This window comes from Saccharopolyspora sp. 6M, assembly GCF_020176775.1.
GTDB classification, from domain to species: Bacteria; Actinomycetota; Actinomycetes; order Mycobacteriales; family Pseudonocardiaceae; genus Saccharopolyspora_C; species Saccharopolyspora_C gregorii.
Map to the genome: position 1 here is coordinate 30,601 of NZ_JAIUJZ010000075.1, position 18,176 is coordinate 48,776.

Genomic DNA, 18,176 nt, shown 5'->3' on the forward strand with positions numbered 1-18,176 from the left:
ACCTCCGCTCGCGCGCGGAACCGTTCGATCCGCACCGGTGGCCGACCGACCGGACCGCCGAGCACGCCCCGGAACCCGCGCGGTTCCGCCATCGCAGCACGACGACATCACGCTGGAGGCAGCCGTGAACGACCCGTTGCAGTCGATCGACGAATGGGGCCCCGAGAAGATCGTCTGCGTCTCCGACTCCCGGACCGGGATGCGCGGCGTGCTGGTGGTGGACAACACCGCCCGGGGCACCGGCAAGGGCGGCATCCGGATGAGCCCCGCGGTGACGGTCACCGAGATCGCCCGGCTGGCCCGGGTGATGACGTGGAAGTGGGCCGCCGCCGACCTGTTCCACGGCGGTGCGAAGGCGGGCATCGTCGCCGACCCGGCCGCGCCGGACAAGGAGCGCGTGGTGCGCGCGTTCGCGCGCAAGCTCGCCGACCAGATCCCCGCCAGCTACGTCGCGGGCCTGGACATGGGCATGACCGAGCGGGACGCCGCGATCATCCAGGACGAGCTCGGCGACCGGGGCGCCGCCGTCGGGGTGCCCGAGGTGCTGGGCGGCGTGCCCTACGACGAGCTCGGCGTCACCGGGCACGGCGTCGTGGCCGCGTTGGACGCGGCGCTCCGGCTGCGCGGCCGGCCGATCGCCGGGGCGCGGGTGTCGGTCCAGGGGTTCGGCGCGGTCGGCGCGGCCGCCGTCCGCCGCCTGCACGAGCTCGGTGCGCAGGTCGTCGCGCTGTCCACAGTGGACGGCGCGGTGCACGACCCGGACGGGCTGGACGTGCCGTGGTGGCTGGCGCGCCGCACCGAGCACGGCGACGCCTGCGTGCGCGACGCCCCGGCGGTCAAGCGGCTCGACCGCGGCGCCGAACTGCTCGTCGACTGCGACGTGCTGCTGCCCGCGGCCGGGCAGGACGTGCTCGGCGCAGAGCTCGCCGCCGAGGTCCGCGCCGACCTCGTGGTCGAAGGCGCCAACCTGCCGACCACGCCGGGAGCCCGCGCGGTGCTGGCCGACCGCGGGATCACCGTCGTGCCGGACTTCATCGCCAACGCCGGGGGTGCCATCGCCGCCGGATTCGCGATGGACGCGCGCCGGTCCGCGTTCCGCCCCGCCGCGGACCGGATCCTCGACGAGGTCGCCGAGCGCTGCCGCGACAACACCTCCCTGGTGCTGCGCTCCGCGCGGGACCGCGGCCTCGATCCGCGCACCGCCGCGCTGGACCTGGCGCAGGACCGGGTGCGGGCGGCGATGGAACTGCGCGGCCGGTCGGCGCGGGCCGAGGCGGAACCGATCGGCGCGGGTGGCTGATCAGCGTGCTCAACCCGATCCACCTGCGGACCCTGCAGGAATGCGTGCGCACCGGCTCCTTCGCGGAGGCGGGCCGGGCACTGGGCTACACCGCCTCGGCGGTGTCCCAGCAGATGGCGCTGCTCGAACGCGCCGTCGGGGCTCCGCTGTTCGAGCGCTCGGCGCGCAGCGCCCGCTGCACCGCGCTCGCCGTCCGGCTGACCGAACGCAGCCGGGACGCGCTGGGGGCGCTGGAATCCCTCGAACGCGAGGTGCGCGCGATGGTCAGCGGCGAGGAGGGCAGCCTGCGGCTGGCCGGTTTCGCCACCGCCAACGCCCGCATCCTGCCCGGCGTGCTCGCCTCGGTGCTCGAACGGCGCCCGCACGCGGAACTGCAGCTGGACGAAGGCGAACCGGACGAGGTGGTGGACAGCGTGCTCGACGGCGTGCTCGACGCCGCGGTGGTGTTCGAGTACGACCTGGACCCGCGCCAGTGGCCCGCGGAGCTGCGGGTGGACGAAGTGGTCTCCGAACCGATGCGGCTGGTGCTGCCCGCCGGGCACCGGCTGACCGGCGCGGCGGAGATTCCGCTGCACGAACTGGCCGACGAACCGTGGATCTGCACCCGCCGGGACACTTCGGGGGCGCGATCCCTGGTGCGGCTGGCCGCCGCGAGCGGGTTCGTCCCGCGGATCACCTTCCGCAGCAACGACTACTCGGTGATCCGGGACCTGGTGGCCCGCGGCATGGGCGTCGCGCTGCTGCCCGGACTCGCGCTCGGCGCCGGGTCGGTGCGGATCATCCGGCTCGCGGGCCGGCAACCGCAGCGCCGGGTGCGCGCGCTGTACCGCAAGGAGAACACCAACCCGCTGCTGCCGATCGCGCTGGACTGCCTGCACCGAGCGGGCGCGGACCTCGCCGAGCGCTGGGCGGGCGAGGGCGAGTTCCCCGTGTGGCCCGACGGCGCCGAACCCGGCCGAGAACCCGCCGCCCCGCCGGAAGGACCGGTCGACCTGCGGTGGCACGACACCGAACCGGAAGCGGGCGCGGGTCCCGTGGTCGGTGCCCGAGCGGAACGGAGTGATCATGAACCACGTCGGTGAGCAGGTCGAGCAGATCGACGAGCACTTCCGCACCGCGGTGGCGGAACTCGCGCCGGGCGACGAGCCCGGCCCCGCCGACGGTCCCGTCTCTGATACCGCACTGCTGGACCTGTTCGACGCGCAGGCCGGGAGCAGGCACCTGGACTTCGCCGCGCGGTCGCTGGGCCGCCGCAAGCTCGGCTTCTACAGCATCGGTTCCAGCGGGCACGAGTCGAACGCCGCGGTCGCGGCCGCGCTGCGGCCCACCGATCCGGCGCTGCTGCACTACCGCTCCGGGGCGTTCTACCTGCGTCGGGCCGCACAGGTTCCGGGGCACGACGCGCTGCGGGACGTGCTGCTCGGCGTCGTCGCTTCCGCGGAGGAACCGATCTCGGCGGGCAGGCACAAGGTCTTCGGGCACGGCGAGCTCGGCATCGTCCCGCAGACCTCCACCATCGCCTCGCACCTGCCGCGGGCCACCGGGCTGGCGTTCGCGCTGGGCCGCGCCGAGCGGCTCGGGCTGCGCTGCGAGTGGCCGCCGGACTCGGTGGTGGTGACCAGCTTCGGCGACGCCTCCGCGAACCACTCCACCGCGCTCGGCGCGATCAACGCCGCGGCGCACACCGCGCACCAGGGTCTGCCGGTGCCGCTGCTGCTGGTGTGCGAGGACAACGGGATCGGCATCAGCGTGCGCACCCCGCCGGACTGGATCGCCGCGGCGCGGCACCCGGCGCTGCGCTATTCCACTTCGGACGGTGCCGATCCGGTGCGCGGCCTGGAGATCGCGGCCGAGCTGGCGGACTGGGTGCGGGTGCACCGGCGGCCCGCGCTGCTGCACCTGCGCACGGTCCGGCTGATGGGGCACGCCGGTTCCGACGTCGAATCGGGCTACCGCACGAGGTCCGAGATCCTCGCCGACCACGCGCGGGACCCGCTGCTGGCCACCGCGACCGCGCTGGTGCGCCGCGGCGTCCGCTCCCCCGGCGCGGTGCTGGAGCGCTACGAGGCCGCGCGCGCCGCGGTCGCCCGCACCGCAGAGCAAGTGCTGTCCCGGCCGAAGCTCGCCGACCGCGCCGAGGTGATGGCCGCGATCGCCCCGGCGCATCCCGCGGCGGTGCGCGACCGGGCGACCCGCGTCGAACCGGGGCGCGCGACGCACTTCGGCACCGCGCCACCGGAATCGGAAGGCCCGCTCACCCTCGCCGAGTCGATCAACCGCGGGTTGGCGGACGCGTTGGCCACCGATCCCGGGGTGCTCGTGTTCGGCGAGGACGTGGGGACCAAGGGCGGGGTGTACGGGGTGACGCGCGGCCTGCGCCGGAGCTTCGGCGGGCTACGCGTGTTCGACACCCTGCTCGACGAGCAGAGCATCCTCGGCACCGCCCTCGGCAGCGGGCTGGCCGGGATGCTGCCGATCCCGGAGATCCAGTACCTCGCCTACCTGCACAACGCGGCGGACCAGCTGCGCGGCGAGGCGGCGACGCTGGGGTTCTTCTCCGACGGACGGTTCCGCAACCCGATGGTGGTGCGGATCGCGGGCTACGGCTACCAGAAGGGGTTCGGCGGGCACTTCCACAACGACAACTCGGTGGCGGCGCTGCGGGACATCCCCGGCCTGGTGGTGGCCTCCCCGTCCCGGCCGGAGGACGCCGCGGCGATGCTGCGCACCTGCGTGGCCGCGGCGCGCGAGGACGGGCGCGTATGCGTGTTCCTCGAACCGATCGCGCTCTACCACGAGCGGGACCTGCACGAGCCGGGCGACGACGGCTGGCGCGCCCGGTACCCGGCGCCGAGCGAGGAGCACGTGCCGATCGGCCGGGCCCGCACCCACGGCGACGGCGGCGAGCTGACCCTGGTGACCTTCGGCAACGGCCTGCCCAGGTGCCTGCGGGTGGCGCGGCGCCTGCGCCGCGAGGGCGCGGGTGTCCGGGTGCTGGACCTGCGCTGGCTGAGCCCGCTGCCCGCCGCCGACCTGCTCGCCGCGGCCCGGGCGACCGGCCGGGTGCTGGTGGTCGACGAGACCCGCCGCAGCGGCGGCGTCTCCGAACCGGTGGTGACGGCGCTGGTCGACGGCGGTTTCACGGGACCGATCGCCCGCGTGACCAGCGCGGACAGCTTCATCCCGCTCGGCGCCGCCGCAGGGCACGTGCTGCTGGACGAGCAGACCGTGGAGGACGCCGCCCGAGACCTCCTCCGCGGGCGACCGAGATGAGCTACCGCACCCGAGCCCCAGCAGAGCCGAGCGCGGCCCGATCGATCGACCGAGGCTGGGCGAACGAGGAGATCACCCCTCCGGCGTGCCGAAGACCTTGCCGGGGTTGAAGATCCCCGCCGGGTCGAGGCCGTTCTTCACCGCGTGGTGCATGCCGACCACGGTGGGCCCGAGCTCGTCGTGCAGGCCCGCCCGCTTGAGCAGGCCGATGCCGTGCTCGCCGCTGACGGTGCCGCCGAGGGCGATGGCGTCGGCGACGATGTCGTCGAACGCGCGTTGCGCCCGCGTCCGCGCCGCCTCGTCCCCGGCCGGGGTGATGATCAGCGGGTGCAGGTTGCCGTCCCCGGCGTGCGCGATGTTCGCGATGAGGGTGTCGTGCCGCTGCGCGGCCGCCTCGACCTTCGCGAGCATGTCCGGCACCAGGGCTCGCGGCACGCACACGTCCTCGGTGAGCAGCGGGCCGAGCCGTTCCAGCGCCGGGTACGCCAACCTGCGCGCGGCGAACAGGGCGTCGGCTTCGTGCTGGTCGGTGGAGGCGGCGCTGAAGGTGGCGCCGCCCTTCTCGAAGCACTCGACGAGCGTGGCGACCTCCTGCTCACCCGCCTCGCCCGGAGTGTCGGAGCGGCCGAGCAGCAGCACTTCGGCTTCGTCGCTGAGACCCATGTTCTTCCACTCGTCCACGGCGCGCAGGCAGTGCCGGTCGAGCAGTTCCAGCGCGGAGGGCACCACGCCCGAGGCCGCGACGGCGGCGACGGCTTCCCCGGCGGCGACGAGCGAGTCGAAGTAGCCGACGACGGTGCGTTCCGGGGCGCGCACGCCCGGCAGCAGCTTGACGGTGATCTCGGTGATGATGCCGAGGGTCCCTTCGGAGCCGACGAACAGCCCGCACAGGTCGTAGCCGGTGACGCCCTTCGCGGTGCGCCGTCCGAGGCGCACGACCTCGCCGCTGCCGACGACGGCTTCGAGCCCGAGCACGTAGTCCCGGGTGACGCCGTACTTCACGCAGCACACCCCACCGGCGTTGGTGGCGACGTTGCCGCCGATCGTCGACCAGGGCGAGCTGGCCGGGTCCGGCGGGTACCAGGCGCCGTGTTCCCGGCAGGCGGCCCGGAAGTCGTCGTTGACCACGCCGGGCTGGGTGACGGCGAGCTGCTCCCGCGGGTTGATCTCGAGGATCCGGTTCATCCGCTCGAAGGAGATCAGCACGCAGCCGTCGAGGGCGTTGGCACCGCCGGAGAGGCCGGTACCGGCGCCGCGCGGCACCACGGGCACGCCGAGTTCGTGGCAGACCTGCACGACCGCCACCACGTCGTCGGTGCTCTCCGGGCGCACGACGGCGGCGGGGGTGCCGTGCGGGGCCCACTCGGCTTCGTCGTGGGCGTACCGGCCGACGGAGTCCGGGTCGGTCACCAACCGCTGTTCCGGTACCCGTGCCCGCAGCGCCGCGAGCGTGCTCTCCGTGTCCATCACGCCTCCGTTCCCACCTGACTTTCCCCCCCCACGTTAACCCGGTGCGGTGACACCACCCAGCACCGTTCCGGAAAACGCGATCATGGTCTCCCGCGCGGACGCCCCCGGCCCCGCCGCAGGTGAACGGCGCACCGTCCGCTCTCGGCGAGTCCTACGAGCCCGGTTCCGGCACGACGGCGACAGGTGCGTTCGCCCATCGCCGTCGGACGAACGGGGTGCTCACCTGAGGCCGCGCAGCGGCCGCGACGGACGGGTCAGGGGTGGTGCCAGTGGTCGGAGCCGACGAGGTCCAGGAAGCCCCGCCAGCGTTCCGGGGAGACGCGCAGCCGCGCGCCGTGCGGTTGCTTGGAGTCGCGGATGAGGGTGACATCGGCGCAGCGGGCGACCTCGACGCAGTTGCCGACCGAGCCGCTGCGGCTGCTGCGGAGCCATTTCTCGGACATGCCGGCCCTCTCTGCTGGAGACGGGTGACAGGTCCATCTTCGTTGCTGCCGCGGCGTGTTCCAGTGGGCACCTGCAGTAACACCGTGCGCCGAGCGAAGACGGGCGCTGCACCGTTCGCCCGGCCCGGCGGCGCTGTCCGGTTCGGCCGGGCGAACCGACCGGCAGCCCCCAGCACCTGGCGGCACGAACCGGCGACCGCGCGACGCTCGACCGGACGACCCGGCGACCGCACGAACGCCTCGGCGGTGCGCACCACCTGGCCGCAGCGGTCGGGCCGGTCTTACCGGGTGGGGCTGCGGCGGCGGGCTGCGGCGTACGCGCGAGGTTCGCCGGCGCTACTGGCTGGCAAGAACGGGTGGACGCTGCCGGAGGTGACCGGCGATGCCGGCCCGGATGGGACGCAGCGGCTGCCGAATGTCGCGACCTCGGATGCCGACGGGTCCGCGATGACCTACGCGCGCACTCCGCATCCTCGGGTACGCCTGCCTCGCGACACCGGGCCGGGTTCGACGATCCACGACTTCGGCACTACCGGCGAAGACACGAACCAGATCACCGAACCCGGCTGGAGCACCAACGGTTCACAGGGACTCGCCGGGCGCCGGATAGCGGTAGTCGCTGTCGGTGGCTTGCGCGAGCCAGTTGTTGATGCTCCGCAGGCCGCGCTCGTTGAGCATGGCATCGTGGATCGCGAACGCGCGTCGCGGGTGCACAGCGTTGACGAACTCGACGGCTTCCGCGAGTTTCAGCCAGGACGCGTGGGCCGGAACGAGCAGCGTCTCCACCGGCTGCCCGGGCACGTGCAGCGAATCGCCGGGGTGGTAGAGCGAACCGTCGACCAGATAGCCCAGGTTCGCGCAGCCGGGCTGTCCGTTGTGGACGGCTGCGTGCGGGCTGCCGAACGCGAGCACCGGGAAACCCGCTGCGGTGAACGCTTCGCCGGAAGAGACGCCGACGAAGTCCACACCGGTGATGGCGGCGCCGGCCGGCGCGTAGACCGGAACGCGGAGCCCCGCCAAGCGGAGGACGTCGATGTGGTCCGCGTGCTCATGGGTCACGAGCACGGCGTCCGCGCCGATGAGCGCCCCCGGCTCACTCCAGGTCCCCGGATCGATGACCAGGACCCTGCCCTCGTGTTCCAGCCGTACGCAGGCATGGGTGAACTTGGTGATCCGCACGGCCGCAGTGCCGCATTCCTCGGTTACCGGTCGCGGCGGTTCTCCTCGCCCGAGACTGCGCGGAAATCCGGCGAGCAGGACCGTTCGGTCAGCCCCGTGCACTGGACCGGTTCGAGTCCGCTGCCCCGCTCCCGGACCAACGGCACGATCGAACGCTTCGCCCACACCCCGACCGCGGCAGCCGGGCCACGTCCGGCACCACCCCAGGCCGCTACCAGCAGCAATCCGATCACGAAAGGTGAAGATCACGAACTGCTGCTGGAGCATCGGCCGCTCGAACCACCGGACCGACGACCCGACCGGCAGCGCGAACGGTGCCGCCGCGGGTCAGGAGTTGCGCGCGATGATCTGGTCGATGAGCTCCCCGCCGGGGAAGTCCATCAGCACGACCCCGGTGCGCGGCACGTCGTTGCCCGCGAGGTGTTCGAGCGCGTGGTCGTTGACGCCGCGGATGCCGCCGGTGCCGCAGGCCACGGTCTTCGGGTCGGCGCCGAGGCTGGATCCGCTGCTGAAGTTCCAGAACATCTCGCCGGAGTCGGCGCCGTTCGTCTTGTCCCAGTGGTCGCGGACGTGGTTCCACTTGGTCTCGATGTCGCCGATGGTCGGCACCTGGTACTCGTCCTGCACGTACTCGCCCCAGTTGTCGTTGGTGAACTGGGACAGCCCGTACCCGTCGACGAGCCCGCCCTGCGCTTCCTGCAGCGAGCCGAGGACGATCTTCCCGCGCACCGAGCCGAGGTCCGGCATCCCGTCGTCGGCGGGGTTGAGCAGCCGCCCGCCGTTCGGGTCGTTGTCCCGGTACCAGTCGAGGATCTCGGCGGTGTCCTTGGAGCTGTTCTCGTCGGTGCAGGACCCGATGTCGCCGGTGCACTCGGCCTTGAGCCGCAGCACGATCGCCTCGCCGGGGTGCGCGGCGAGGAAGCCGTCGGCCTTGGCAAGCACGTCGGCGAAGTTGGCGTTCTGGTAGAAGGTGCCGTGGTGGATGGTGAACAGGTCGTCCACCTTCCGCACCCGGATGTCGATGGCGCGAACCCCGGCGTCGAGCTGCGCGGTGAGCGTTTCCGCGCTGTCGCCGTGGTCCTCCTGGGTCTGGGTGATGTCGCCGCCGTGCAGCGAGAGCGTGTCGTGGGTGCCGGGGATGGACAGCGCGGCGAGGCTGGTGTCGTCGGGCAGCCCGCCCATCCAGTCGGGGTGCGAGGCGTCGGTGAGGGTTTCGCAGTAGGCCGTGGCGGCCTGCGCGGTCCCGGCGGGCACGAGGGTCACGGCGAGCGCCGCCGCGAACGTGACGGCGATGCGGGCGGTGGTCGAGGCGGTGGTCATGCGGCGATGATCGCGCCACCACCGCCGCTCCCGGGCCCTCCTGGCGACATCCCGCCAGGCCGTTCACCCGCCGAAGCGCCCGCGCACCACCGAGTTCAGGAATCCGTGCCACCGCGCCGCCGGAATCCGCAGCCACGCGCCGTCAGGTTCCTTGGAGTCCCGCACCCGGGTCTCGGCGGGGGCGATGGCCACTTCGACGCAGTTGCCGTTGGAGCCGCTACGGGTGCTCTTGCGCCACACCTCAGCCATCAGACTTCGCCCAGTTCCTCGCAGATCCGCCGGATGAGCTTCGCAGAGCTCTGCTCGCACAGCGCTTTCGAATCGATATCTTCCACTCCGCTGATGAAGGGTCCAACGTCCTGGGGGGCGAGTCAGGAAGAGCCCGACTCGACGCGCTTCGACGTACACGTGGGGTTCGCGCGCCGGGAACTCGAGCACGACGAAAGCACCGTCCAACCCGGCGTGGACCCCTGCATCGCGCGGCACGACCTGAATTCGGACTCGCGGGTTCTCCTGAACCCGGTTCAGGTGCTCGAGCTGGTGGCGGGTGGCCGTGTTCCCGCCGATCACTCGGCGCAGCGCGAACTCGTCGACGAGGAAGCGCACCGACGGGCCGTCCGGCCGGGTCAACAACGCCTGCCGAGCCAGCCTCGTCGATAGCAGCCATTCGGCATCGTTCCCGGTTCCGATGACGGCGCGGGCGTACTCAGGTGTCTGCAGCAGTCCCGGCGCCAGGCCGAGGGAGACATCGGTGATCTCCGAAGCCCGCGTCTCCAACGCCACCAGGCTGGTGATCTGCTGCGCGGTGGCGGGTCCGGTCGCCAACCAGGCGGTGCTGAAGTCGGTGCCGTCCACGTGCTCGATCAGCTGGTCGCGGCGCCTTCCGGTGATGCCGTACACGGCGCACAGGGCGATGACCTCTTCCGGTTCCGGTGTCCGCGTCCCGAGTTCGGTGCGGGCGATGGAGGTGTGCGAGACACCGATCCGTTCGGCCACCGATCGGGTGGACATCCGGCATTCCTCGCGGGCCTTGCGCAGACCCGCGCCCAGCCCCACCTGACGCACCTTGCTCCCCGCCGCACCGGCCTACCTCCGCTTCCGCGCGTTCCGTAGGCACACTTCGTGAAACAGCTGATACACCAGCGATTCTCACCCCGATTTGCAACCGGCTGCCGTGCCGGCCGGAAGGCTTCTAGCGTGCGCTTCACGCAATCGGTTGATCATGAGGAGCGAGCGTGGCGAACGAGGGATGGCGCATTCCGGCAGAGATGGATCCGGCGAGCGCGGAGGTGGTGCTGAGCGTCGCGACACCGCGTTCGGTGGCGCTGCGGCAGGGAGAGGCGGCGATCGAGCTGACCACCGCGCAGCTCGGTGAGCTGGCCGACCGGGCGTTCTACCTGCACGAGCTGATGCGTGCCGAGCAGTCCGACGTGGCGGAGGGGTGGCAGCCCACCTGGTGAGAGCCGCGACGTGGGCGGCGGGAGCACGCGCGCCGGAAGGATTACCTTGCCCGTATGGGTGTCGGGGTGGACGAGCTGGTCGCGGGCGGTCCGCGGATCTTGGACGGCGGGCTGGCGACGGCGCTGGAGGCGCGGGGCGCGGACCTGTCCGGCGGGTTGTGGTCGGCGCGCTACCTGGTGGACGCGCCGGACGACGTCGTGGCGACGCACGAGGACTTCTTCGCCGCGGGCGCGGAGGTCGCGAAGTCCGCCGGGTACCAGGCGAGCTTCGAGGGGTTCGCGGCGCACGGCATCGGCCGCGAGCAGGCGGCGGAGCTGATGCGGCGCAGCGTGGAGCTCGCGCAGGAGGCCGCGCACCTGGCGCCGGTGCCGCACCGGGTGGGCAAGACCGCGGCGCACCGCACCGGCCGGTTCGTGGCCGCCTCGGTGGGCCCGTACGGGGCGGTGCTCGCGGACGGCTCCGAGTACCGCGGCCGCTACGGGTTGGGGCACCGCGAGCTGGTGGCGTTCCACCGCGCGCGGATGGAGGTCTTCGCCGAGGCCGCGCCGGACCTGTTCGCGCTGGAGACGGTGCCGGACGTCGACGAGGCGGCCGCGCTGCTGGACGCGTTGAGCGGGCTCGGCGTCCCGGCCTGGCTGTCGTACACGATCTCCGGGGAGCGCACCCGCGCCGGCCAGCCCTTGGACGAGGCGTTCGCGCTCGTGGCCGGGCGGGACGACGTGCTCGCGGTCGGGGTGAACTGCTGCTCCCCCGCGGACGCGACCCGCGCGGTGCCGGTGGCGCGGGCGGTCACCGGCAAACCCGTGGTGGTGTACCCGAACAGCGGCGAGGGCTGGGACGCGGTGCACCAGCGGTGGACCGGCACCTCGCGGTTCGACCCGGCGCTGGTGGACCGGTGGGTCGCCGACGGTGCCGCACTCGTCGGCGGCTGCTGCCGGGTGTCCCCCGCCGACATCGCCGCGATCGCCGAACGCCTGCGCTGACGAGAACGGACCGCTCGGCCCAAGGGAGTGGCCGAGCGGTCCGTTCGATGCGCGGCGCCGAACGCCGGTCCCAGAGTGGCGCACGACCAGGCATCAAGCCCGCGCCACCGTTCTCATCTGCTTCCCGTCAGCGGCGGAGCCGCTGAGCCGCCGACGACGTATGCAGCCGACCCACCCGCGGGTTCTCAGCGGTTCTCTCGCGAGGACAGCGTTTCCCTCGTGGCGGAGCCACTCGGGAAAAAGATCCCGCAGCAAGGGGGCCGCTGAGGTTCCGCCACCCGCCCACTACGGAGGAAGACCCGAGCAAAGGCCCCTCAGGCCGCCCGCTGGGCCGGCGCCCAGTAGTCGATCATCTCGGCGAACACCTCGAACGCGGGCTTCGAGTACCCGTACGGGGCTTCCAGGTGCAGGCTCAGCGGGAACCCGAGCCCCGCCACGCCATCGATGACGCTCTTGTACAGGTCGAGCAGCTTGCGCTTGCGCTCCTCGAAGCTCAACCCGGTGATGGAGGCGACGAACCGCTGCTCGGCTTCGACCGCCGGGTTGCCCGGGTCCTGGATGAGCCAGTCGATGAGGCCGCGCTTGGCCTCCACGCCCGGTACGAAGCCGAACGACAGCAGGATCTCCGGCCGGTGCGGTGTCTTCGCGGCGAACTCCCGCAGGAATCCGACGATGGCGTCCGAGTACAGCAGCTGCGTCATGCCGTAGTTGGCGCCGCGTTCGCACTTGAAGTTGAACCGGCCGTGCTCGCCCTCGCGGGTCGGGATGAGGATGGAACCGCGGTTCGGCACCACGTCCTGGAACTTGGCGAGCGCGTCGGTGGGCGGCACCCCGCCGCCTTCGCCGTCGGACATGGTGCGGGGCACGCCGACGAACGCGATGCCCTCCATGCCCGCCTTGCGCAGGTCCACCAGCCGGTCGCCGAGCTGCTGCTCGTCGAGGAAGGCGGTGACCTGGGTGCACAGCCCCTTCACGTCGCCGATCTCCGGGCGCACCGCGTTCCAGAAGTCGATGACGTCCATCTTCGGCTTCATCTCGATCGGGCGGTCGTCGTCCTCGGCGATGATGCCCGGGATCATCAGGTGGCCGATGCGGTCGGCGAGCCCGGCAGCGCGGCTGTTCTCGGCCACCTTGCGGCCTTCCGCCACGGCCTTCTCGTGTCCACCGTCGAGGTCGGGCGGTGCCAGTTCGAGTGCGATCGTGTCCATGTCGGCCTCAGGCCTTCCTTCCTCGCGGGTCCTCGCGAACCCGCCCGGCCGCGCGCGTGGGGGCCGGGCGCGTGCGGACCGCGACCGGAAATCGGGTTCGAGGGACGGGAGCGGGAGGGCGCCGACCCCTCGACGGGTCTTGTCGTGGCAGGCGGGGGCCGCCACCGCCCGGGACGAGGTCCGGGCGGTGGCGCCCACGCGGGGCTGGTCCGCGGTGGCGGATCAGTACCGGTAGTGCTCCGGCTTGTACGGGCCGTCCACGTCGACGCCGATGTACTCGGCCTGCGCCTTGGTCAGCTTGGTGAGCTTGACGCCGAGTGCGTCCAGGTGCAGGCGGGCGACCTTCTCGTCCAGGTGCTTGGGCAGCACGAAGACGTCCTTGCCGTACTCGCCGGGCTTCGTCCACAGCTCGATCTGCGCCAGGGTCTGGTTGGTGAACGAGTTGGACATGACGAAGCTCGGGTGCCCGGTGGCGTTGCCCAGGTTCAGCAGCCGGCCCTCGGACAGCACCAGGATGGAGTGGCCGTCGGTGAAGGTGAACTCGTGCACCTGCGGCTTGATCTCGACCTTCTTGATGCCCGGGGTCTTCTCCAGACCGGCCATGTCGATCTCGTTGTCGAAGTGGCCGATGTTGCCCACGATGGCCTGGTGCTTCATCTTCGCCATGTGGTCGGCGGTGATGATGTTGAAGTTGCCGGTCGTGGTGATGAAGATGTCGGCGAACTCGACGACCTCGTCGAGGGTCTTGACCTCGTAGCCCTCCATCGCTGCCTGCAGCGCGCAGATCGGGTCGATCTCGGTGACGATCACGCGAGCGCCCTGGCCGCGCAGCGACTCGGCGGAGCCCTTGCCGACGTCGCCGAAGCCGGCGATCACGGCGACCTTGCCGCCGATCAGGGTGTCGGTGGCGCGGTTGATGCCGTCGACGAGCGAGTGGCGGCAGCCGTACTTGTTGTCGAACTTCGACTTGGTGACCGAGTCGTTGACGTTGATCGCCGGGAACAGCAGCTCACCGGTCTTCACCAGCTCGTAGAGCTTGTGCACGCCGGTGGTGGTCTCCTCGGTGACGCCCTTGATCTCGGCGGCGAGCTTGGTGAAGCGGTCCTTGCTCTTCGCCAGGCTGTTGCGCAGCGTCTCCAGGACGACCTTGAACTCGTCCGGGTCGTCGTCGGTGGCCTGCGGGACCGCACCGGCGGCCTCGAACTCGACGCCCTTGTGCACGAGCAGGGTGGCGTCGCCGCCGTCGTCGAGGATCATGTTGGCGACCTTGCCGTCGCCGAACTCCCACAGCTGGTCGGTGCACCACCAGTAGTCGGCGAGGGTCTCGCCCTTCCAGGCGAAGACCGGGACGCCGGCGGGCTTGTCCGGGGTGCCGTTCTTGCCGACGACGACCGCCGCGGCGGCCTCGTCCTGGGTGGAGAAGATGTTGCAGGACACCCAGCGCACCTCGGCGCCGAGCTCGACCAGGGTCTCGATGAGCACCGCGGTCTGCACCGTCATGTGCAGCGAACCCGCGATCCGCGCGCCCTTGAGCGGCTTGGAGTCCGCGTACTCCCGGCGAGTAGCCATCAGACCGGGCATCTCGTGCTCGGCCAGCCGGATCTGGTGCCTGCCGGCCTCGGCCAGGCTCAGGTCGGCGACGGCGAACTCGATGCCGTTGGCCTTCTGCAGCTTCGCGCTCATGATTTCCTTTCTAGAGTTCCCTGCTCGGGTTTCATCCCTGTCAGGGCGCTTTCCCTGCTCGGGTTTTCCGCGGCACGCGCGCGGACCGCCGGTGATCGGCCCTGCGGTCCGCCCCCGCGGCCTCATGTGTTGAAGTACTTCGCCTCGGGGTGGTGGGCGATGATCGCGTCGGTGGACTGCTCCGGGTGCAGCTGGTACTCCTCGGACAGCTCCACGCCGATGCGTTCGCTCTCCAGCAGTTCGACGATCTTCGCCCGGTCCTCGATCTCGGGGCAGGCGCCGTAGCCGAACGAGTAGCGAGCGCCGCGGTAACCGAGCTTGAAGAACTCGGTCACATCCGACGGGTCCTCTTCGGACACCGCGCGGCCGCTGGACCACAGCAGTTCCCGCCGGACCCGGCGGTGCCAGTACTCGGCGAGCGCCTCGGTCAGCTGCACGCCCATCCCGTGGATCTCCAGGTAGTCCCGGTAGGAGTTCTTCGCGAACAGCTCGTTGGCGTAGTCGGCGATGGGCTGGCCCATCGTGACCAGCTGCATCGGCAGCACGTCGACCTGCCCGGTCTCCAGCGCCTTCTCCCTGGTGCGGAAGAAGTCGGCGAGGCTGAGCCTGCGGTCGCGCTGCTGGCGCGGGAACGTGAACCGGGTGCGTTCGGGAGCGTCCGGCTCCTCCTTGTCCAGCACGATCACCGAGTTCCCCTCGGTGACGACCGGGAAGTACCCGTAGACGACCGCGGCGTGCTGCAGGATGCCCGCGGTGGCCAGCTCGTCCATCCAGTAGCGCAGCCGCGGCCTGCCCTCGGATTCGACGAGTTCCTCGTACGACGGCCCTTCGCCCTTGCGGGCGCCGCGCAGCCCCCACTGGCCGAAGAACGTGGCGCGCTCGTCGAGCAGCGCCAGGTAGTCGGCGGTGGGCACGCCCTTGACGACGCGCGATCCCCAGAACGGCGGGGTCGGCACCGGAGCGTCACCGTCCACATCGGACCGGACGGTGTCGTCGTAGAGGTCGGGCAGCGGGCCCTGCTCGGCCTTGCGCTTCTCGGCGATGCGCTTGGAGCGCTCGTGGCGCTCCTTGCGCTCGGCCTTCTTCGCCTCCTCGGCCTCGCTGATCTCCGGGGAGTCGCCGCGCTTGATGGCCATCAGCCGGTCCATCAGGTTGAGGCCCTCGAAGGCGTCCTTCGCGTAGCGGACATCGCCCTGGTAGACCTCGTCGAGGTCGTTCTCCACGAACGAGCGGGTCAGCGCCGCGCCGCCCAGCATCACCGGGTACTTCTCGGCGATGCCGCGCTCGTTCATCTCCTTCAGGTTGTCCTTCATGATCACAGTGGACTTCACCAGCAGGCCGGACATGCCGATCACGTCGACCTTGTTCTCGTCCGCCGCGTCCAGGATCGCGTTCACCGGCTGCTTGATGCCGATGTTGACCACGTCGTAGCCGTTGTTGGACACGATGATGTCGACGAGGTTCTTGCCGATGTCGTGCACGTCGCCCTTGACCGTGGCCAGCAGCAGCTTGCCCTTGCCGCCGGAGTCGTCCTTCTCCATGTGCGGTTCGAGGTAGGCCACCGCGGTCTTCATCGTCTCCGCGGACTGCAGCACGAACGGCAGCTGCATCTGCCCGGAGCCGAACAGGTCGCCGACGACCTTCATCCCCGCTAGCAGGTTCTCGTTGACGATCTGCAGCGGCGCCTTCTCCTGCATGGCGGCGTCGAGGTCCGCCTCCAGGCCATTGCGCTCGCCGTCGACGATGCGCTTCTCCAGCCGCTCGAACAGCGGCAGCTTCGCCAGCTCCTCCGCGCGGGAGGCGCCTGCCGAGGACGCGGTCTTGCCCTCGAACAGCTGCATCAGCTTCTGCAGCGGGTCGTAGTCCTCGGTGCGGCGGTCGTAGACCAGGTCCAGGGCGACCTGGCGCTGCTCCTCGTCGATCTTGCTCATCGGCAGGATCTTGGAGGCGTTCAGGATCGCCGAGTCCAGGCCGGCCTCGCGGCACTCGTTGAGGAACACCGAGTTCAGCACCTGCCGCGCGGCCGGGTTCAGGCCGAACGACACGTTGGACAGGCCCAGCGTGGTCTGCACCCGCGGGTGGCGGCGCTTGAGCTCCCGGATGGCCTCGATGGTCTCGATGCCGTCCCGGCGCACCTCCTCCTGACCGGTGGTGATCGGGAAGACCAGGCAGTCGATGATGATCGCCGACTCGTCCAGGCCCCAGGTGCCGGTGATCTCGGCGATGAGCCGCTCGGCGATCCGCAGCTTCCACTCGGCGGTGCGGGCCTGGCCCTCCTCGTCGATGCACAGCGCGACGACGGTGGCGCCGTGCTCGCGCACCATCGCCATCACCTTCTGGAACCGCGAGTCCGGCCCGTCGCCGTCCTCGTAGTTCACCGAGTTCACCGCGCAGCGCCCGCCGAGGTGCTCCAACCCCGCCTGGATCACGTCGGCCTCGGTGGAGTCCACCATGATCGGCAGCGTGGAGGCGGTCGCGAGCCTGCTGGCGAGCTCCCGCATGTCCTCGGCGCCGTCGCGGCCCACGTAGTCCACGCACAGGTCGAGCATGTGCGCGCCCTCGCGGGTCTGGGCCTTCGCGATCTCCACGCAGTCCTCGTAGCGGCCGTCGAGCATCGCTTCGCGGAACTTCTTGGAGCCGTTGGTGTTGGTGCGCTCGCCGACGTTGAGGATGCTGGCGTCCTGCTCGAACGGCACCGACTGGTACACCGAGGACACCGCGGGGATCACCTCGGGGGTGCGCGCCTGCGGGGCCAGTTCGGCGACGGCCTCGGAGACGGCGCGCACGTGCTCGCCGGTGGTGCCGCAGCAGCCGCCGACCAGCCGCGCGCCGAAGTCGGTGACGAAGCCGGCCAGCGCCGTCGCCAGCTCGTCGGGTTGCAGCGGGTACACCGCGCCGTTCGGGCCGAGCTCGGGCAGGCCCGCGTTCGGCATCACCGAGATCGGGATCTGCGCGTGCTGGGCCAGCACCCGCAGGTGCTCGCTCATCTCGGCGGGGCCGGTGGCGCAGTTCATGCCGATCAGGTCGATGCCCAGCGGCTCCAGCGCGGTGAGCGCGGCGCCGATCTCGGAGCCGACCAGCATGGTGCCGGTCTGCTCCACCGTCACCTGCGCGATGATCGGCAGCCAGCGGCCGGTCTGCTCCATCGCCCGCTTGGCGGCCACGATCGCCGCCTTGGTCTGCAGCAGGTCCTGGGAGGTCTCCACCAGGACCACGTCGATGCCGCCGTCGATCATGCCGAGCACGTTCTCGACGTACGCGTCGCGCAGGTCCGCGTACGGCGCGTGACCGAGGGTGGGCAGCTTGGTGCCCGGCCCCATCGAACCGAGCACGAAGCGCGGCTTGTCGGCCGTGGCGTACTCGTCGGCGGCCTCCCGGGCCAGCCGGGCGCCCTTCTCCGCGAGGTCGCGGATGCGCTCCGGGATGCCGTACTCGCCGAGGTTGGCGAGGTTCGTGCCGAACGTGTTCGACTCGATCGCGTCCGAACCGGCTTCCAAGAAGCTCCGGTACACCCCGGAGACCACGTCCGGCCGGGTCTCGTTCAGGATCTCGTTGCAGCCCTCGAGGTTCGCGAAGTCGTCCAACGACAGGTCGTAGGCCTGCAACGCGGTACCCATGCCGCCGTCCGCGACGAGCACGCGCTCCTGGAGCGCGGTCAAGAATCCGCTCGGGTCGCGCCCCGAGCCGTCGCCGCCGTTCGTGTTGACCCCATTCATCTCGCTGCCTCTTCCCACGCTACCTGCGCCACGCCCGAACCCAGTGTGCTCGCCGGGGGGGGGCCGCGGGGGCCCCCCCCCCCCCCCCCCCCACCACAACAAGAACAAAAAGAGCCAAAAAACCGGGCGGCGGGGGTGCG

At 71.3% G+C, this 18,176-nt stretch carries 13 protein-coding genes; 5 read left to right on the forward strand and 8 right to left on the reverse strand.

The annotated features are described in order from the left end of the window. The first annotated feature begins 124 nt into the window (after positions 1 to 124). From LCD31_RS12285 to LCD31_RS12295, 3 genes are read left to right on the forward strand one after another with little or no spacing between them, the layout of a single operon-like run. Positions 125 to 1,300, forward strand: coding sequence for a Glu/Leu/Phe/Val dehydrogenase (locus tag LCD31_RS12285; protein ID WP_224958109.1), 1,176 nt, complete (start codon positions 125 to 127; stop codon positions 1,298 to 1,300). A gap of 5 nt (positions 1,301 to 1,305) precedes the next feature. Next, on the forward strand, positions 1,306 to 2,382 hold the full coding sequence (locus tag LCD31_RS12290; RefSeq protein WP_224958112.1) for a LysR family transcriptional regulator: 1,077 nt from the start codon (positions 1,306 to 1,308) through the stop codon (positions 2,380 to 2,382). After that, on the forward strand, positions 2,366 to 4,573 hold the full coding sequence (locus tag LCD31_RS12295) for a transketolase C-terminal domain-containing protein (RefSeq protein WP_224958114.1): 2,208 nt from the start codon (positions 2,366 to 2,368) through the stop codon (positions 4,571 to 4,573). The genes LCD31_RS12290 and LCD31_RS12295 overlap by 17 nt, the downstream gene beginning before the upstream one ends. A gap of 72 nt (positions 4,574 to 4,645) precedes the next feature. On the opposite strand, the gene LCD31_RS12300 is transcribed toward LCD31_RS12295, so the two are convergent. The 5 genes from LCD31_RS12300 to LCD31_RS12320 form a co-directional block, all read right to left on the reverse strand. Next, positions 4,646 to 6,040, reverse strand: a complete 1,395-nt coding sequence (locus LCD31_RS12300) for an FAD-binding oxidoreductase (RefSeq protein WP_224958116.1) — start codon at positions 6,038 to 6,040, stop codon at positions 4,646 to 4,648. Positions 6,041 to 6,297: 257 nt separating this feature from the next. Next, positions 6,298 to 6,486 carry a DUF397 domain-containing protein gene (locus LCD31_RS12305; RefSeq protein ID WP_224958118.1) on the reverse strand — a complete coding sequence of 63 codons (189 nt, stop codon included), beginning with the start codon at positions 6,484 to 6,486 and terminating at the stop codon, positions 6,298 to 6,300. Between the two features lie 582 nt (positions 6,487 to 7,068). After that, entirely contained in the window at positions 7,069 to 7,665 is a 597-nt protein-coding gene (locus LCD31_RS12310; protein WP_224958120.1) for an MBL fold metallo-hydrolase, read from the reverse strand. 327 nt (positions 7,666 to 7,992) lie between these two features. Further along, on the reverse strand, positions 7,993 to 8,985 hold the full coding sequence (locus LCD31_RS12315) for a phosphatidylinositol-specific phospholipase C (protein WP_224958122.1): 993 nt from the start codon (positions 8,983 to 8,985) through the stop codon (positions 7,993 to 7,995). 63 nt (positions 8,986 to 9,048) lie between these two features. Further along, positions 9,049 to 10,050 (reverse strand): Scr1 family TA system antitoxin-like transcriptional regulator, encoded by a 1,002-nt coding sequence (locus tag LCD31_RS12320; RefSeq protein WP_224958123.1) that lies wholly within the window; start codon positions 10,048 to 10,050, stop codon positions 9,049 to 9,051. A gap of 170 nt (positions 10,051 to 10,220) precedes the next feature. Between LCD31_RS12320 and LCD31_RS12325 the strand changes: the two genes are divergently transcribed. Further along, a complete protein-coding gene (locus LCD31_RS12325) occupies positions 10,221 to 10,445 on the forward strand; it encodes a hypothetical protein (protein WP_224958125.1) in 225 nt (74 codons plus the stop codon). 54 nt (positions 10,446 to 10,499) lie between these two features. Continuing rightward, a complete protein-coding gene (gene mmuM / locus LCD31_RS12330; protein WP_224958127.1) occupies positions 10,500 to 11,429 on the forward strand; it encodes a homocysteine S-methyltransferase in 930 nt (309 codons plus the stop codon). Between the two features lie 314 nt (positions 11,430 to 11,743). Here mmuM and LCD31_RS12335 read toward each other — a convergent pair whose 3' ends face one another. The 3 genes from LCD31_RS12335 to metH all read right to left on the reverse strand — a co-directional run bounded on the left by LCD31_RS12335 (position 11,744) and on the right by metH (position 18,036). After that, the gene (locus LCD31_RS12335) at positions 11,744 to 12,637 is read right to left on the reverse strand and encodes a mycobacterial-type methylenetetrahydrofolate reductase (RefSeq protein ID WP_224958129.1); all 894 of its coding nucleotides are present in this window, start codon (positions 12,635 to 12,637) and stop codon (positions 11,744 to 11,746) included. A gap of 222 nt (positions 12,638 to 12,859) precedes the next feature. After that, on the reverse strand, positions 12,860 to 14,320 hold the full coding sequence (ahcY, locus tag LCD31_RS12340) for an adenosylhomocysteinase (RefSeq protein WP_224958132.1): 1,461 nt from the start codon (positions 14,318 to 14,320) through the stop codon (positions 12,860 to 12,862). A 122-nt stretch (positions 14,321 to 14,442) separates the two neighbouring features. Next, complete coding sequence (gene metH, locus LCD31_RS12345) at positions 14,443 to 18,036, reverse strand: methionine synthase (RefSeq protein WP_224958134.1); 3,594 nt, start codon at positions 18,034 to 18,036, stop codon at positions 14,443 to 14,445. Positions 18,037 to 18,176: the final 140 nt, after the last annotated feature.